The organism is Halovibrio sp. HP20-59, assembly GCF_033052795.2.
Classification (GTDB): domain Bacteria; phylum Pseudomonadota; class Gammaproteobacteria; order Pseudomonadales; family Halomonadaceae; genus Vreelandella.
Window position 1 is genome coordinate 428,976 of sequence record NZ_JAWJUW020000001.1, and the last position, 15,975, is coordinate 444,950.

Sequence of the window (15,975 nt, forward strand, 5' to 3'; positions counted from 1 at the left end):
ATAAAAGCATTAGCTTGGCGTCCAGCGCAGGTCTAGCGTTTGTGGTAGCTCCAGGCTGGGGGTTTCCAGCTTGGGAACTTGGTGGCCATGGCTGTGTCCACTGTCACTAAAACGCCCCAGTCGGCGTGCTTCGGCTTCAAACGCATTGACCGGGAAGGTGTCGAAATTGCGACCCGTGGAGTGCGCCACATGGTAAGTACAGCCCGCAACTGAGCGTTGGTTCCAAGTGTCGATAACATCAAACACCAGCGGTGCGTGAATGGGAGTTTGCGTGTGCAGCGCTGATGGTGGCTGCCAGGCACGATAGCGCACCCCGGCTACCGCTTCACCGGTTCTACCCGTCGCGGAAAGCGGTACCCGGCGACCGTTGCAGGTAACCACGTAACGGTCACCGCTCATACCGTTGACTTTGACTTCCAGGCGCTCCACTGAGGTGTCGACGTAGCGGGCAGTACCCCCAGCGACCGCTTCTTCACCCACGACATGCCAGGGTTCGATTGCTTGGCGCAGCTCAATATCCAGCATGGGGGTATGCAAGCGTCCGTGCAGCGGGAAGCGAAACGCCAGGAAAGGGGCAAACCACTCCAGGTCAAAATCGAAACCGTGGTGGCGCAAGTCACTCAGCACGTCGTCAAGGTCACTCCACAGGTAGTGGGGAAGCATCCAGCGATCCTGCAGCGCACTGCCCCAACGCACTGGCTTGGCCCGGTAAGGCGTTTTCCAGCAGCGTGCTACCAGGGCGCGGACCAGCAGCATCTGCATCAGCCCCATGCGGGCATGCGGCGGCATTTCAAAGCCGCATAGTGTTAACAGGCCCAACTGCTTGTCGCTGCTATCCGGCGGGTAGAGTTTGTCGATACATAGCTCGGCGCGCTGGCTGTTACCGGTTAAGTCGGTGAGCAGAGGGCGCAGCAGTTGATCCACTAGCCAAGGCTGGTTCAGGTCGTCTGCGGGTATCTGCTGCAGGGCGACCTCCAACTCGTAAAGGGCCTCGTGGCGGGCTTCATCCACCCGTGGGGCTTTGCTGGAAGGGCCAATAAATAAACCTGCAAACAGGTAAGACAGGCTCGGGTGGTGCTGCCAGTAAGTCACTAAGCTTGCGAGCAGGTCCGGGCGGCGTAAAAACGGTGAGTCATCTGGGGTGATACCGCCCAGGGTGACAGGGTGACCGCCGCCTGTCCCCGTATGACGCCCATCGAGCATGAATTTTTCGGTGCCCAGACGCGCCGCCCATGCATCGGTATAGAGGCGTTCGGTCTGCGCCACCAGCGTTTGCCAACTCGCTGCCGGCATCATATCGACAGTGATCACACCGGCCTCGGGCGTTATCATTACGTTTTCCAAGCATGGGTCCTGAGGCGGTGCGTAGCCTTCAATAATGACCGGACAAGCGAGCTCGCAGGCGCATTCTTCCACGCTGTTGATCAGAGCGAGGTAGTGCTCCAGACGGGTCAGCGGCGGCAGGAAAATATGCAAACGGCCATCGCGTGACTCCACGCATAGGCTGGTACGAATAATACCGTTGTGGTGGTCACTTTCCGCAGGCGCTTGTTCCAAGTCAGCCCATGATAAAGCAGAGAGCGGCAGGCGCAGCCCCATGGGCGAGTCGCCGGGTACTAAGAAAAGATGGTGACGCTTGAACGGCCAGCGGCTAGTTTCCCAGCGGTGGGCTTGGCTAGGCGAATGGCGCAGGGGCAGGGCATAGCCGACCACTGCGTCCAGGCCCTGCTGCAATAGCCGTGCTAGCCGCTGACGTTCAGCACTGTCTGTGATACTGGCGTTACGTGGGTCAACGTTGATCGGCAGCGACTGCTCTTGCCAACGATAATAATCGCTATCTTCATAGGCCGGGATCCAGTAGCGCTCGTCCACGCTCAGGCGCTCGCTTAGCGCTGCGGTAAAACGCTGAGCGATTGCGTCGTCTGCGGCTACCTTGGGAGCCTCGGCCATGAAGGCGAGCAACGTTGGGTCCCGCCATAGCGGTACGCCGTCTTTACGCCAGTAGCAGGCCAGCACCCAACGCGGCAGCGGTTCACCGGGGTACCATTTTCCTTGCTGCTGCTGAATCATACAGCCGGGTGCGAAGGCCGCCTGAAGGCGAGTCATTAGCGCCTCCGCGCGTTCGCGCTTGTGTTCGCCTAGTGCGTGAGTATTCCACTGTGGGCTTTCCATGTCGTCGACCGACACAAAGGTTGGCTTGCCGCCCATGGTCAGGCGTACGTCCTGCTGGTTAAGTTCAGTGTCAACCTGGTCGCCTAGCGCACCGATTCGCTGCCACTGCACGTCGCTATACGGCTTGGTGGTTCGCGGGTCTTCGTGGATGCGCTCGACTTCCATGGTGACATCAAAGCTGACCTCACACTTTTCGGAAGATCCAGTAATCGCGGCCGCGCTGCCGATGGTAGGGGTGGCGGCCAATGGAATATGGCCTTCGCCAGCGAACAGGCCTGAGGTTGGGTCCAGGCCTACCCAGCCGGCCCCAGGCAGGAACACTTCGGTCCAGGCGTGTAGGTCGGTGAAATCTTCATCGCTACCGCTGGGGCCATCCAGGGCTTTGACGTCTGACTTGAGTTGAATCAAGTAGCCCGACACAAAGCGTGCGGCGAGCCCCAGGTGACGAAAAATCTGCACCAGCAGCCAGGCACTGTCGCGGCAGGAGCCGCTGGCAAGCATCAGCGTTTCTTCGCAGCTTTGCACGCCGGGTTCTAAACGCACCAAGTAGCCGATGTCGTCCTGCAGGCGCTGGTTAAGCGCGACCAAAAAATCGACGGTCGTGGTGGGTTCGCGCGGAACGGCTTCAAGCCACGCCATCAGCCGCGGTCCGGCTTCAGTGATTTCCAGATAGAAGCTTAATTCTTGGCGCAACAACGCTGGGTAGGCAAACGGAGCCGTTTGGGCTACCTCATCTAAAAAGAAATCAAAGGGATTAATGACCGTCATTGAGGCAATTAACTCAACGGCAATGGTTAGCGCTTGTCGCGGTTCGGGAAAGACGACGCGGGCATTAAAGTTGCCGAATGGATCCTGTTGCCAATTAATAAAATGGTCATCGCCGGAGAGTTTGAGCGAGTAAGCCTCAATATGCGTGCGACAGTGAGGCGCCGGGCGTAGGCGAATCACATGCGGCGAAAGGCGCACCGGGCGGTCAAAGTGGTAAGTCGTGCGATGATGCAAGGCAACGCGAATGGTCATGGGCCACCCTCAAAGGAACCGTTATCAACCGGATAGTCGGTTGCGTTAGGGAATAACCGAATGCTCCGCAAGTATCGTTCCACTTTTACTTTTTTGCAGCTGGTATCTGACCTAAGACGTTTAACAAAAGTGTAAATGCGTTAATGCACCAAATTAAAGCTTCTTGTGTGCGCTAAAGCGGTGCAATAAGACACTATTTTGTGCTTGAGATTGCTAATAAGTAACGTTTGGGTAAGCAATCGTTGAAATAACGCCAAAGCTGGTACGTATATTGCTCTAAATTGTTTGAATGTTTTGCAAGCGGCAGACCTACACTGAACATTGAGGATGTTGCTGCTTTTACCCCAGCGCCAGGAGAGCGCCCATGAGCCAAGTAAATTGGAATAACTATGCGTGTAGTGACTATTACGATGAGCTGATGGTGGCACCCGGTCAGCCGCGCGCGTCAGCGGGTGAACTGTGCAATATGTTGGCAAGGTTTAGCGCTGAAGAGTTGGCAGAGCGAAAAAACGCCGCCGAGATTGCTATTCGTACCATGGGTATTACCTTCACCGTTTATTCTGAAGGGTCCATGATCGACCGGGCTTGGCCCTTTGATATCGTGCCGCGGATTATTCCTGCCAGTGAGTGGCGCAAAACTGAGGCGGGCCTTAAACAGCGCGTGCAGGCGCTAAATTTATTTATCGATGATCTTTACCATGATCAAAAAGTGATTAAGGACAAAGTGCTGCCAGCAGAAGTGCTGGCGCAATCGGTTAACTTCCGCCCCCAGTGTGTTGGTATTAACCCACCTCACGGCGTGTGGGCGCATGTTTGTGGCTCGGATTTAGTGCGCGATGGCGACGGTACGCTCTATGTGCTGGAAGATAACTTGCGTATTCCTTCCGGCGTTTCTTACATGCTTGAAAACCGTAACGTCACTAAGCGGGTGCTGCCGGAGCTGTTTGCCTCAGGCAAAATTCTGCCCGTGGACGACTACGTAGCCAATCTTTACGACATGCTGGCGGCCATGTCGCCGCGACCTGGGGATGATCCGCAGGTGGTGGTACTGACCCCTGGTATTTATAACTCCGCCTACTTTGAGCATGCCTACCTCGCTCAGCAAATGGGCGTGGAACTGGTACAGGGCAGCGACCTAGTCGTTGATGACGATGACGTGGTGTATATGCGCACCGTAGAAGGGCGCCGCCGGGTCGATGTGATTTACCGTCGTGTGGACGACGAGTTTTTGGACCCGGAAGCCTTTAACCCTAAATCAATGCTAGGGGTGGCGGGGCTAATGCGCGCTTGGCGGGCAGGCAATGTGGCGCTGGCTAATGCCCCGGGCGCTGGCGTAGCGGATGACAAAGTCGTCTATGCCTTTGTGCCCGCGCTTATTCGCTACTATCTCGATCAGGAGCCGCTGTTGCCCAACGTGCCCAGCTATTTGTGCATGTTTGAGGAAGACCGCCGCTATGTGCTCGACCATCTTGAGGAGTTGGTGGTGAAGCCCGCCAACGAGTCAGGGGGGTACGGTATGCTGATTGGGCCGCGCTCAACTAAAGAAACCCGTGAAGAGTTTGCCCGTTTGATCGAGGCGAACCCGCGCAATTACATGGCCCAGCCCACCCTGGCACTGTCGACGACGCCAACTCTTTCCGATGGTTTAGCGCAGCCTCGCCATGTGGATTTACGCCCGTTTATTCTCTCAGGGCCTGAAATCCACGTGACCACCGGTGGCCTTACCCGGGTGGCGCTAATTGAGGGCTCGCTGGTGGTCAACTCTTCTCAAGGCGGTGGCAGTAAAGACACCTGGATTGTAGAAACCGACGATAAAGCGGCAGCGGCCGCGGTGAAAGGAGCCTAACGCCATGCTGTCACGCGTTGCAGAAAACCTCTATTGGATGGCGCGTTATATCGAGCGCGCAGAAGATACCGCACGCCTATTGAGCGTCAATAGTCACCTAATGCTCGATTTACCCGGGCGCCTGCCGCTGGGCTGGGCGCCACTGATTGAGATGACCGGCAGCCGGGAGGCCTTCACTGCCCGCCATACAGACTTTGATGAACGTAGTGTGGTGCACTTTTTATGCGCTGATGCCGACAACGATATTTCGATTATTTCAGCACTGGCTAGCGCTCGGGAAAATTTGAGAACCACCCGAGACGTGGTTCCGCGGGAGATTTGGGAGGAAATTAACCAGCTATATTTAAATGTGTCAGATCACGTCGAAAACGGTGTTAGTCCGCGGCGGCGGGATAGCTTTCTTAAAAACGTCATACGTGGCTGCCAAACGCTGACCGGGCTCATTGAAGGCACCTTGAGCCATGGTCCGGCGCGCACTTTTATTGAGCTGGGGCGCCAGTTGGAACGGGCCGATATGACCACGCGGATTGTTGATGTGCGCTCTGCCAGCTTGTTGCCGCAAAACCCAGAAGAGCTGCTGCCGTTTGAGAATCTGCAGTGGATGAGTGTGCTTAAATCGATTACCGCTTATCAAATGTATCGCCAGCAGGTGCGTCTGCGCGTGCGCGGGCCGGATGTGCTGCGCTTTTTGTTGCAAGACCCCAATCTGCCGCGCTCGATCGCCTGCAGCCTTGAAACACTCGGCTACGAGCTGACGCTCTTACCTCGCCAGGACCGGCCGGTGGCGACTGTCTCCTTGGTGCGAGCCGACGTGGTAGATGCCGATATTCAAGCGCTTGCCCATTCGCCCAGTAAGCTGCATGCATTTATCGATGAGTTGCAGATTGGCTTTGCCGCCATCCACGCTATGCTGAGTGCGACCTATTTCGTCAATGATGACGCCGTGCCGATGGCGGCGACGCAGCACCAAAGTCAGCACCACGTGGGCGAAAACGATAATGACTAGCGGCCTTTCCGGTGGCTTAAAAATTGTCGAATAGTGGCAGGCTTTCTTCGAGTAACTGCTCGATTGGGTCAAGCTGGCTTTCGTGTAATACAAGCAGGTAAGACTCATCCATAAAGCTTGAAGCGGGTGGGACCAGTAGCGCGAACTCTCCCTCTTCAAGGTGAAACTCGTGTATTTCACGCAAGCCGTGTGATGTCAGGCACTGCGTGCTCCGGTAGGCGTCGTCTTCGCTATACACCAAGCGATGGTACATTTTAAACAGAGTGTAGAGAGCCAGTCCGCCCTCGAAAGTTTGCCAGTGAGCCGGCGTGCTGCGAATGTCTCGGGGAAGGCGTTGGCCCAAGGTTTCGGCATTTGCAATCGCCTCGGCTAGCGGATCGTCAAGAACGGCGGTGGTGTCGGTCGGTAGAGCGGTATTGTGCTTGGAGGCATATTCAAAGTCTTTGACCGCGCGCTTGAAATCGTCCACGTTATTAAGCGGATAGTCGATGTGCTGAAGGTCTTCCGGCTCATAGCCGCCATTTTCCCAGCCGTGGATAACCCGCAGGGTTACCTGCCCGCGTTGCATCGGGCGGGCCAATAGCATATGCAGCATAATGCGAATATGCAGCTGACGCTCATCCGTCTCGTTGTCGAACGCGCGGTAGGGGTCGGCAAATAGTTCGTTTAGCCGACCAACGGTGTGTTCCTTGGCTTCGTTATGAATCATGACGGTGTCCCTTTAAACGAGCTGCTTATGCGGATTGACGCGCTGCTTTTATGATAGATCGCTAACGCAGTATGGCGGGCAGAGCAGCGGATGAAAAGTTTCTTATGCTCGCGTTTTACTATGCGTTAGCTAAACCGTTTTAATGAGGTAATTCATCGTCATCACACCCAGCGGTTATGTGATTATTTTTTAATGCGTTTTTAATCTAGCTGACCTATTGTGAACAGCGTTTAAACTTTACTAACGTGCGCTTTTAATTGAAGATAGCGTTGAGATACTTACTTAAATTCACTGTCGCCAGGGGAGCCTTTGTTGGAAAAGGCTGAGAATGCGCAGCGCGCAGACCCTGGAACCTGATCCGGTTCGTACCGGCGGAGGAAGTGCGACATGCTTTACCTGACATCAGCCGTGCTGGGCGCGGCGCTATGCTGTTTTGCTTATTTAGGTTTACGTGCTCGCTGGGTGGATGGCCCGGTTGATGACTATGTCACGGCACGCAATTCGCAAACATCCTCGACCCTTGGACTCTCCTTTCTTGCCTCTGGTATGGGCGCCTGGATTTTGTTTGCGCCCCCTGAAATTGGTGCTTTTGTAGGGCCTTTAGCACTGGCGGGTTATGCCGTAGGGTCGGCTTTGCCATTTATCGTATTAGGCCTTTACGGGCCTAAAATCCGCCGGGTGTTACCCGAAGGCCGAAGCATCGCTGAGTTCGCCGAAGCTTGCTACGGCAGGGGGGTAAGGCACTGGGTAACCTTGGTCTCTGTTGGCTATATGGCTTGTTTTTTGGCCGCAGAGCTAACGGCCATCGGGGCGATCACCGGGTTACTTTCTGACGTGCCGCCTGCGCTAGTGATTATCGGCGTGGCACTAACCACGCTTATTTATACGGCAGTGGGCGGGCTGCGCGCCAGCCTGGCTACCGACCGCTGGCAGGCTTGGCTTTTGCTAGCGCTACTGTTGGCGGTGGGCAGCGTCGCGTTATGGCGGTTGCCCGCAATCCCAGACGGGGCGACGCTGCCTTCAGTGCCCGTAACAAACGCGCTCAGTGTGGCGCTAACGCTCGTCATTGCGGTCACGGCGGCCAACTTGTTCCACCAGGGTTATTGGCAACGCGTTTGGGCTGCCCAGGATGATCAAAGCCTGGGGCGTGGCGCCTGGTTAGGCGGAGGCATGACCGTTGTCGTCGTGATGATAATTGGCAGCTTGGGCACCTTGGCGGCAATGAGTGGCGTCGCACTAGGTGAGCCGCCAATACCGTTTTTTGCGCTACTGTCTGAGGCACCCGCTTGGCTATCGTTACCGGCGCTGGTACTCGCCGTTACCTTGGTGGCCTCCAGCGTCGATACACTACAGAACGGTATTGCTTCCCTGGTAGTGGCCCGCAGCGAGCAACGCGGCGTCTCATTAGTGGCTGCCCGCTGGATTACCATCGCCTTGATGATTCCAGTGGTTATCATTGCCTTGCAGGGGTTATCCGTACTGCGGCTGTTTTTAATCGCCGACTTACTGTGTGCTGCTATTGTGGTCCCCGTGCTGCTGGGCCTGTGGCAACGAATGACACCCTTTGCCGCAGTAGGGGGCGGAATTGCCGGGCTAATCGGGGCCGTTTTACCTGGCTGGATTAGCCAAGGCAGCCTTGTGGCGGGCTTCTTGGCGGCTAGTTTTCCAGGCAGTGTGCCGACCTTAGGGCCGTTTCTGGGGGCGCTGGTGGCTTCCACCGTGGTTAGCGTGGTACTCGCAGGGGTGATTAGAAAGTAGACAACCATAAGCAGGAAGGCGCCAATCGCGTTATGATGGTGGGTAAACGCCTACCATGATGGGTGATATCAAAATGGCTTACCCTATAACACCTGATGAAGATGCGCGCTTGGCAATTCTGCATGAGCTTGAACTGCTTGATACACCTCATGAGCCCGTCTTTGACCGTGTTACCCGGCTGGTGACGAAACTGCTCAACGTACCCATTGCAACGGTATCGTTGATTGACGCTGATCGGCAGTGGCTTAAGTCGAGCATCGGTGTCGAGACGCGCGAGACGTCAAGAGATGTGGCTTTCTGTGCGCATACCATTATGCAAGCTGAACCTCTCATCGTCGAAGACGCCACGGCGGACGAACGTTTTGCTAATAACCCGTTCGTGACCGCTCGGGAAGGCATTCGCTTTTACGTTGGTTTTCCACTGCTCTCTTCCCAAGGCTTGCCGCTTGGGGCGCTGTGTGCCATCGACACTAAACCGCGTACGCTACAACAAGATGAGTTAGCGGTTATGCAAGACCTAACGGCTATCGTCACCGATGAAATTCACCTACGTGAACGGCTGGTATTTGAGAAGAAGACCAAGCAGGCCACGCAGCAAGCGCTGAAAGCGTTTCATGAAAGTATGGAAAGCCAAATAGAGCGGCGTACTAGCGAGCTCAATCTGGTCATCGAATCGGCCTACGACGCTTATATTAGCCTGGATACACAAGACGTGGTTTTGGACTGGAACCGCGCAGCGGAAATGATGTTCGGTTGGTCACGCAAACGAGCGCTGGCAAGGCCGATCACTCAGCTAATGTTTCCACAAGGGTTACCCGCCAGCGACGAACAAGCGCCGTTGATTTCCACCGCCCAACGCCACGACGGTAGTCAACTGCCGGTAGAAATCCGCATAAAATCGTTGCGCATTGATGGCCAACAGCGGCGCAGTTTGTTTATCCACGATATTACCGAGCGTCAGCAGTTGGAGCGGCTTCGCGACCAGGAAGCCCGTGAAGATGTATTAACCCAGCTGCCCAACCGGCGCGCCCTGAATGAACGCATGACTGAAGCGATGGCACGTGCGCGCCGCTCGCAAAAAAACCTTGCCGTGCTGTTTATGGATTTAGACGGGTTTAAGGCGATTAATGATCAGCACGGGCATGCCACCGGCGATACGTTGTTGCGTGAGATTGCTAAGCGATTGAAATCGGCCGTCCGCGAAACCGATTATGTCGCCCGCTGGGCGGGGGATGAGTTCGTGGTTTTATTAGAAAGCGTCGCCTCCGACGCTGTTCAACCGTTGGCTCAGTCCCTCGTGGATGTAACAGAAAAGCCGGTCGCGATGGGCGAGATAAACCTGAGGGTAAGCACCAGTATAGGTGTCGCTCTCTATTCACCTAGCGCTGGGGAAACCGCTCAAGAGCTACTTAAACGCGCTGATGTAGCCATGTACGAAGCTAAACATTTAGGCAAGGCCCAGGTAAGCATGGCACGCCCTGCCGATAGTACTGCTCCCGATGTACCCAGTCTCAAGGATGAACATGATTAGAACGCTTTTGACCACCCCTGATGGGGCGGTTCACGAAGGTGATGAAGACCTGTTCGCAATGTGGCAAGCCACACCCGATAGCCATATCTGGATCGATATGCAGGGCGAGACTCAAGAGCGCGAACGGACTATTTTAGGGGCTTTTGAGTTGCATCCGATGTCGATCCAGGACGCACACAAAGAGCGCCACCCGCCGAAAATAGAAGAGTTTGATAACCACACGCTGATTATTTATCGCGGCATCTCGTCATTCGATGCAAAGCTGAACTACCAGCCTCAGCAGCTGTGCTTCTTTGTCGGCGAGAGGTTTCTAATTACCCTTCATCCCGGGGAGGCGTTAAGTATTGAGCGCCTTTTCAACGACCACGGCAAAACGCTTTTAGCACATCACCCGGAGCACGTGGCGCTGAGGGTGATGTATATATCCGCAGGCTTCTATATCGACAGCCTGCTTGAGTTTGAAACGGAGCTAAGTGATCTCGAAGATGAGCTGTTAGAAAACGGTAATGATGTTTTGATGCGCAAGATCATCAGCTACCGTTCTCGATTGGTCAAAATGCGCCGTATCTTTAGTTATCACAAAGGGATCACTCAAGAGCTGACGGCCTACGACTATGAACATCTGCCCCGTGAAGCAAGTGAAACCCTGCACGCGATTAACGATGTGGCCGAACGTTTTGAACGGCTCTACACCCTGACCCAAATGTACTACGATATTTGCGGCGACTTAGTCGACGGCTATATCTCTATTTCTTCCCACCAGTTAAACATCACCATGCGTGTACTTACGGTGATCACCGCGATTTTTGTGCCACTGACCTTTATTGCCGGTATTTATGGCATGAATTTCGACAATATGCCCGAATTGCGCTACGAGTATGGTTACTTTTTTGTCTGGGGCGTGATGCTTGGAATCGGTGGACTATTGATTTTACTTTTCAGGCGCAAGCACTGGTTTTAGCGTCAAGTAACTAGGCTAGCGCCCCTTTTGTCGGCATGTTGAGCTTTTAGGTGAGCGAAAAGTTGACGCATTAATATGTGGTTGGCGGCTGTCTGTGGCATCCTCTGCAGCGACCAAGACTATAAGGCTTAAAGCCGTCACTAGCGTATTACCTGGGAGTACTTCCATGACCATTATGATTATTGGCCTGCTGATTTTTTTAGGCAGCCATTCCGTGCGTATTTTTGCTGAAAACTGGCGTCAGCAGCAGATTGCCAAATTTGGTAAGACCAACTGGAAAATCGCCTATTCGGCAGTGTCTGTCGTTGGCCTCGCCATTGCGATTTATGGTTACGGGCAGATGCGCCTCGATCCTATTGTGGTTTGGTTTCCGCCCATGGGCTTACGCCATGCAGTGGCGCTGCTGATGGTGCCTGCCTTCATTATGTTGGTAGCGGCCTATGTCCCGGGCAATGCCATTAAGGCCAAACTAGGCCACCCAATGATGCTGGCAGTTAAAATCTGGGCGTTTGCTCACCTGCTCGTCAACGGGCGCCTGGGCGATATCATCTTTTTCGTTGCCTTTCTGGTTTGGGCGATCCTGGCCTTTAAAACGGCTAAAAAGCGCGACCGTCTTTCACCGCCAGCACCGGTCAACACCTCCAAGATGGCAACCATTGCCACGGTATTATTAGGCTTGGTGGCGTATGTGATTTTTGCCTTCTACCTACACATGCTATTGATTGGCGTTCCTGTGTTTAGTTAACGATTCGGCTGTTGTTTATGTAACGCCAAAGCGCTGCTGCCATCGTGATGGATAAGGCTTGAGACTCGGTGAGAGTTTGTTATCTTCAAGCTATAGCCAACACGTACTATCAGGGAGTCATGCTATGGTTGAATCTGCACACACGTTACCAACGACGATGTCCGCCATGCTATTAACCGGGCATGGTGATATAGACAAGCTGGAATATCATCAGGATGTGCCAACCCCCCAGCCTAAGGCTGGGGAAGTTCTGGTGCAGGTAACCGCCACGGCGAAGAATAACACCGACCGCAAGGCCCGAGAGGGGCTATACCCCACCAAGGATAAAGGTGATGTGACCTCGTTCGCCATGGGCGGCACGCCAACGTTGACCTTTCCGCGTATCCAAGGCGCCGACGTGGCTGGCCGCATCGTGGCGGTCGGCGAGGGCGTTGATGCTGAGCGCATTGGTCAGCGAGGGCTGCTCGATTTTAATATCTACGCCGATGAGCGCCGCGATATTAACCTAACCCCCGATTACTACGGCCATGGGGCCGATGGGGGGTTTGCTGAGTTTATCGCCGTCCCCGCAGATCAATTCCACGCGGTACCCAACCCAGAGCTGCACGACGCAGAGCTGGCCTCAATGGGTATGTGTTCGTATCAAACCGCTTATCATATGATGACCGCCGCCAACGTCCGTGCTGGTGAACGCGTGCTGGTGAGCGGCGCCAGCGGCGGCGTTGGCACTGCATTGATCCAGCTGTGCCGTATTGTAGGCGCTATTCCTTATGCGGTCAGCAAGCTAGACAAAGCCGAGGCGCTTAAAGCATTAGGCGCGGAAGCCGTGATTGATCGCGGTGACTTGCCCACTTTTGTTGAGCGTGTGCTGGCAACGACCGGCGGCCAGCCGATTGATGCGGTCATGGATTTGGTTGGCGGTGAAATGACCAACCTATTTATCGATACCATGATTGTCGATATGCAGGGGCGTAAGCGCTATCCGCGGCTTTCAATCGCCGGTGCCAGCGGTGGCAACCTCAGCGAAATGATGTGGACCCGCGTGTACCTCTATCAAGTACAGATTTTTGGCGTTTCCCACGGCACCCGCGAAGAGGCTGAGCAGCTTGTCGCCTGGATTCGCAGCGGGGAATTAAAGCCGGTGCTTCACGCCGCCTTCAAACTTTCCGACCTGCACGTAGCCGAGCGCTATTTTGTCAACCGGGACAGTAACTTTCTGGGTAAAATTGTCATTGTGCCCGATGCACAGTGGGCCGACCACGGCGCGCCTTTTGCGCTTGAAAATACACCGTCTGGCCAGGAGCGCCGCTAGTGAATAACGTGCATACCATTCAGCTGATGGATACCCATGCCGGTGGCGATGTCAGTCGTATCGTCACAGGGGGCATTGATGTGCTACCAGGCGCTACCGTGCGCGAGCAGATGGAGTATCTTCGCGATGACGCCGACGGGCTGCGTCGCCTGCTGCTTGAAGAGCCCTATGGCATGCCGGAAATGTCGGTCGACTTATTAGTGCCGGCAACGGACCCTGAAGCGGTGGCGGGTTATATCATTATGGAAGTGATGGGTTACCCCATTTATTCTGGCTCGAATACTTTATGCACGGCCACTGCCGTGCTGGAAAGCGGCATTGTGCCCAAACAGGAAGGCCTTCAGCGTTTTAAGCTGGAAGCGCCCGCTGGGTTAGTGCAAATCGAAGCGAGAGTGCACAACGGCGTGGTTGAGTCGGTGACTTGTGGCGGGCTGCCCAGCTATATTGACACCTACCGCGATAAGATTCGTGTGCCGGGGATCGGTGATGTCACCTACTCAATCGCCTATAGCGGTGGCTTTTACGCCTTGGTCGATGCCACTGAGTTGGGCTTTAGGCTGGTGTATGAAGAAGAGCGCGCGTTAGCTGAGTGTGCCTTCAAAATTGTTGAAGCGATTAAAGCCAAGCGCGGTTTTTCCCATTACACCTTAGGCGATGTGGGGCCGCTACCGTTTTTACATTTTATGGGCCCCGAAGAGCCGGTAGGCGAAGGCTATGTACGCTCACGTTCCACTACGTATGTGCATCCAGGGGTTATTTGCCGCAGTACAACAGGGACCGGTACCTCGGCCCGTTTAGCGTTGATGAATTACGAAGGGAGGCTCAACCTAGGAGATAAGTTGGAAACTGTCTCTCTGCGTAATACCGGTTTTATAGGCACCTTTACCGGCACTCATCAAGAAGGCGCTTACCAGGTAGTGGAAAATACGATTACCGGGCGCAGCTATGTATTGGCCCACTCTGAGATTGTCATTAATTGTATAGATCCCATGGTGGCCTGTGGCGAATTACACCATATATTGAGTGACCGTCACCCCTACGCTGAATCGATGTCACTGCCGCTTGAGATATAGCTATCTGTCAGCGACGCTAGCGTTTAGAGAGTTAGTATTTAGAGAATTAGCGTTTAGAGACAAAGCCTTCCACTTCTAAGCGATCCCACACCGGGGCTTTTTCGGCCTCGGTCATCATTCCCCAGCCAGCAATTTCATCTAAGGTACGGCCACAGCCGCGGCAAACCGACGACGACATTTCCATTTGGCAAATTTTTACACACGGCGAGAGTGGGCGGCTGTTGGGCGGTGGGGAAACGTTCGTCATTACTGTAGGCCCTGTAGATAATCTTGCGGGGCTAAACGATACGACGGGCGGTGCGATAAAGGCACCGGCACCGGTTACGAGGTAGGTACTTTACCACGCAGCGATTTGATTTTGCCCTTACGCGTTTTGTGATCGACGCGGCGGCGCTGAGAGCCTTTAGTGGGCTTAGTGGCACGGCGTACCTTTTGCTGTTGGGTGGCACTCTGTATTAACTCTTTTAAACGCGCCAGCGCGTCTTCTTTATTTAATTCAAGCCGGCGGTGGCTTTGGGCTTTAATAATCACCACGCCTTCTTTGCTAATGCGCTGGTCGGACAGCGCCATCAAGCGCTCTTTATAAAGTGGCGGCAGCGTAGAGCTAAGAATGTCGAAGCGAAGGTGTACCGCTGAAGCGACTTTATTGACGTTCTGGCCGCCGGCGCCTTGGGCGCGAATCTGGCTGATATCAATCTCCCAATCAGCCAGGGTAACGTTACTAGAAATGGTGAGCATTAATGGCCTCTGTATGACTTATGATCGTACAAGGCTAGCACACTTGGCAGAGAGGTATTAATTCGCCAATCCGCTATCAGTCGGCTAGGTTGTTGATTGGCAGGCCATTGATATACGCCAGCAGGTTGCTAAATGCATCGCCAAAGTAGAGCTCGTAGCTATCTTTTTCCACATAGCCAATGTGTGGTGTAGCGACCAGATTGGGCAGTTCCAGGAGTGAGTTTTCAAATACAGGTTCTGCATCGAATACGTCTATCGCCGCTTGGCCAGGTCGCCCAGCATTGAGTGCTTGTTCCAGCGCCCCAGGCGCCACTAACTGGGAACGGCTGGTATTCACCAACAGGGATGTGGGCTTCATCTGGGCAAGTGATTTAGCGCTGACGATACCGCGGGTATCGTCGTTTAAGCGCAAGTGCAGGCTGAGTACATCCGCACGCTGGAACAAATCGGTCTGGCTTTTGGCGACCTCTATTCCAGCATCGGAGGCGCGCTGGCGAGTGCTTTCGCGGCCCCATACCAATACCTTCATTTCAAATGCCTTGCCATAGCGGGCTACTAAGCTACCGATTTTGCCGTAGCCAAAAATGCCTAGGGTACGGTCTTTAAGGCCCGTGCCCAGGGTACGCTGCCAACGGCCCGCTTTCAGGTTCTCAACTTCTGCAGGTATATGGCGCATTGCCGCCAGCACCAGGCCCCAGGTTAATTCGGCGGCGGCATAAGGCGAGCCAGTACCCGTCATGACAGCGATGCCATGACGGCGGCAGGCCTCAATATCCACATGCGCCGCACCGCCACCCGTCTGGCTGATAACTTTCAGGTTGGGCAAGCGCTCCAATAGGGCGGCCGTGATCGGCGTGCGTTCGCGGATGAGCACCAACGCCTCGGCATTCTGAAAGCGCGTGCTCAAGGCATCCAGGTCGGTGAGCGTATCGTGATAAATCGTGACCTCTTGGCCTTCAAGCAGCTTGAAGGCGTCTAAATGGCGCACACAGTCCTGATAATCATCGGCAATGACAATCTTCATCAAATCGGCTCCTTGCGGGCAATGCTGTTGTAAAGTGATGGCTGTTATAGGGTGATAATACGCCTAAACCCATTACCCAG

13 protein-coding genes and 1 riboswitch are annotated in these 15,975 nt (G+C 54.6%); of the genes, 8 read left to right on the forward strand and 5 right to left on the reverse strand.

The annotated features are described in order from the left end of the window. Nucleotides 1-9: 9 nt before the first annotated feature. Nucleotides 10-3,192 (reverse strand): transglutaminase family protein, encoded by a 3,183-nt coding sequence (locus RZA33_RS02020; protein WP_317506173.1) that lies wholly within the window; start codon nt 3,190-3,192, stop codon nt 10-12. Between the two features lie 364 nt (nt 3,193-3,556). Between RZA33_RS02020 and RZA33_RS02025 the strand changes: the two genes are divergently transcribed. Further along, on the forward strand, nt 3,557-5,038 hold the full coding sequence (locus tag RZA33_RS02025; protein ID WP_317506174.1) for a circularly permuted type 2 ATP-grasp protein: 1,482 nt from the start codon (nt 3,557-3,559) through the stop codon (nt 5,036-5,038). A 4-nt stretch (nt 5,039-5,042) separates the two neighbouring features. Continuing rightward, nucleotides 5,043-6,044 (forward strand): alpha-E domain-containing protein, encoded by a 1,002-nt coding sequence (locus tag RZA33_RS02030; RefSeq protein ID WP_317506175.1) that lies wholly within the window; start codon nt 5,043-5,045, stop codon nt 6,042-6,044. 16 nt (nt 6,045-6,060) lie between these two features. Here RZA33_RS02030 and RZA33_RS02035 read toward each other — a convergent pair whose 3' ends face one another. Continuing rightward, nucleotides 6,061-6,753 (reverse strand): hypothetical protein, encoded by a 693-nt coding sequence (locus tag RZA33_RS02035; RefSeq protein ID WP_317506176.1) that lies wholly within the window; start codon nt 6,751-6,753, stop codon nt 6,061-6,063. A 289-nt stretch (nt 6,754-7,042) separates the two neighbouring features. Next, nucleotides 7,043-7,151, forward strand: a riboswitch (TPP riboswitch). Between RZA33_RS02035 and RZA33_RS02040 the strand changes: the two genes are divergently transcribed. From RZA33_RS02040 to RZA33_RS02065, 6 genes are all read left to right on the forward strand, one after another. Next, complete coding sequence (locus RZA33_RS02040) at nt 7,141-8,511, forward strand: sodium:solute symporter (RefSeq protein ID WP_317506177.1); 1,371 nt, start codon at nt 7,141-7,143, stop codon at nt 8,509-8,511. Its footprint overlaps the riboswitch before it by 11 nt. Before the next feature lie 73 nt (nt 8,512-8,584). Continuing rightward, the gene (locus RZA33_RS02045) at nt 8,585-10,042 is read left to right on the forward strand and encodes a diguanylate cyclase domain-containing protein (RefSeq protein WP_317506178.1); all 1,458 of its coding nucleotides are present in this window, start codon (nt 8,585-8,587) and stop codon (nt 10,040-10,042) included. Continuing rightward, nucleotides 10,035-11,003, forward strand: coding sequence for a magnesium/cobalt transporter CorA (corA, locus tag RZA33_RS02050; RefSeq protein ID WP_317506179.1), 969 nt, complete (start codon nt 10,035-10,037; stop codon nt 11,001-11,003). Before RZA33_RS02045 ends, corA begins: the two co-directional genes overlap by 8 nt. Nucleotides 11,004-11,169: 166 nt before the next feature. After that, complete coding sequence (locus tag RZA33_RS02055; protein WP_317506180.1) at nt 11,170-11,748, forward strand: NnrU family protein; 579 nt, start codon at nt 11,170-11,172, stop codon at nt 11,746-11,748. Nucleotides 11,749-11,872: 124 nt separating this feature from the next. After that, complete coding sequence (locus tag RZA33_RS02060; protein WP_317506181.1) at nt 11,873-13,060, forward strand: zinc-binding dehydrogenase; 1,188 nt, start codon at nt 11,873-11,875, stop codon at nt 13,058-13,060. Beyond that, nucleotides 13,060-14,133 carry a proline racemase family protein gene (locus RZA33_RS02065; protein ID WP_317506182.1) on the forward strand — a complete coding sequence of 358 codons (1,074 nt, stop codon included), beginning with the start codon at nt 13,060-13,062 and terminating at the stop codon, nt 14,131-14,133. Before RZA33_RS02060 ends, RZA33_RS02065 begins: the two co-directional genes overlap by 1 nt. Before the next feature lie 46 nt (nt 14,134-14,179). Here the strand turns inward: RZA33_RS02065 and RZA33_RS02070 are convergent, their stop codons facing one another. The 3 genes from RZA33_RS02070 to RZA33_RS02080 form a co-directional block, all read right to left on the reverse strand. Continuing rightward, a complete protein-coding gene (locus RZA33_RS02070) occupies nt 14,180-14,380 on the reverse strand; it encodes a DUF1289 domain-containing protein (RefSeq protein WP_317506183.1) in 201 nt (66 codons plus the stop codon). Nucleotides 14,381-14,454: 74 nt separating this feature from the next. Next, nucleotides 14,455-14,871: an alternative ribosome rescue aminoacyl-tRNA hydrolase ArfB gene (arfB, locus tag RZA33_RS02075; RefSeq protein ID WP_317506184.1), complete on the reverse strand. Its 417-nt coding sequence runs from the start codon at nt 14,869-14,871 to the stop codon at nt 14,455-14,457. 76 nt (nt 14,872-14,947) lie between these two features. Then, complete coding sequence (locus RZA33_RS02080; protein ID WP_317506185.1) at nt 14,948-15,895, reverse strand: D-2-hydroxyacid dehydrogenase family protein; 948 nt, start codon at nt 15,893-15,895, stop codon at nt 14,948-14,950. Nucleotides 15,896-15,975: the final 80 nt, after the last annotated feature.

Bases quoted from the DNA above. Each gene is read 5' to 3' on its own strand.
- RZA33_RS02055 (WP_317506180.1), top strand. From the start codon at position 11,170: ATGACCATTATGATTATTGGCCTGCTGATTTTTTTAGGCAGCCATTCC.
- RZA33_RS02045 (WP_317506178.1), top strand. From the start codon at position 8,585: ATGGCTTACCCTATAACACCTGATGAAGATGCGCGCTTGGCAATTCTG.
- RZA33_RS02025 (WP_317506174.1), top strand. From the start codon at position 3,557: ATGAGCCAAGTAAATTGGAATAACTATGCGTGTAGTGACTATTACGAT.
- RZA33_RS02040 (WP_317506177.1), top strand. From the start codon at position 7,141: ATGCTTTACCTGACATCAGCCGTGCTGGGCGCGGCGCTATGCTGTTTT.
- RZA33_RS02060 (WP_317506181.1), top strand. From the start codon at position 11,873: ATGGTTGAATCTGCACACACGTTACCAACGACGATGTCCGCCATGCTA.
- RZA33_RS02070 (WP_317506183.1), bottom strand. From the start codon at position 14,380: ATGACGAACGTTTCCCCACCGCCCAACAGCCGCCCACTCTCGCCGTGT.
- RZA33_RS02020 (WP_317506173.1), bottom strand. From the start codon at position 3,192: ATGACCATTCGCGTTGCCTTGCATCATCGCACGACTTACCACTTTGAC.
- RZA33_RS02080 (WP_317506185.1), bottom strand. From the start codon at position 15,895: ATGAAGATTGTCATTGCCGATGATTATCAGGACTGTGTGCGCCATTTA.
- RZA33_RS02030 (WP_317506175.1), top strand. From the start codon at position 5,043: ATGCTGTCACGCGTTGCAGAAAACCTCTATTGGATGGCGCGTTATATC.
- arfB (WP_317506184.1), bottom strand. From the start codon at position 14,871: ATGCTCACCATTTCTAGTAACGTTACCCTGGCTGATTGGGAGATTGAT.
- corA (WP_317506179.1), top strand. From the start codon at position 10,035: ATGATTAGAACGCTTTTGACCACCCCTGATGGGGCGGTTCACGAAGGT.
- RZA33_RS02035 (WP_317506176.1), bottom strand. From the start codon at position 6,753: ATGATTCATAACGAAGCCAAGGAACACACCGTTGGTCGGCTAAACGAA.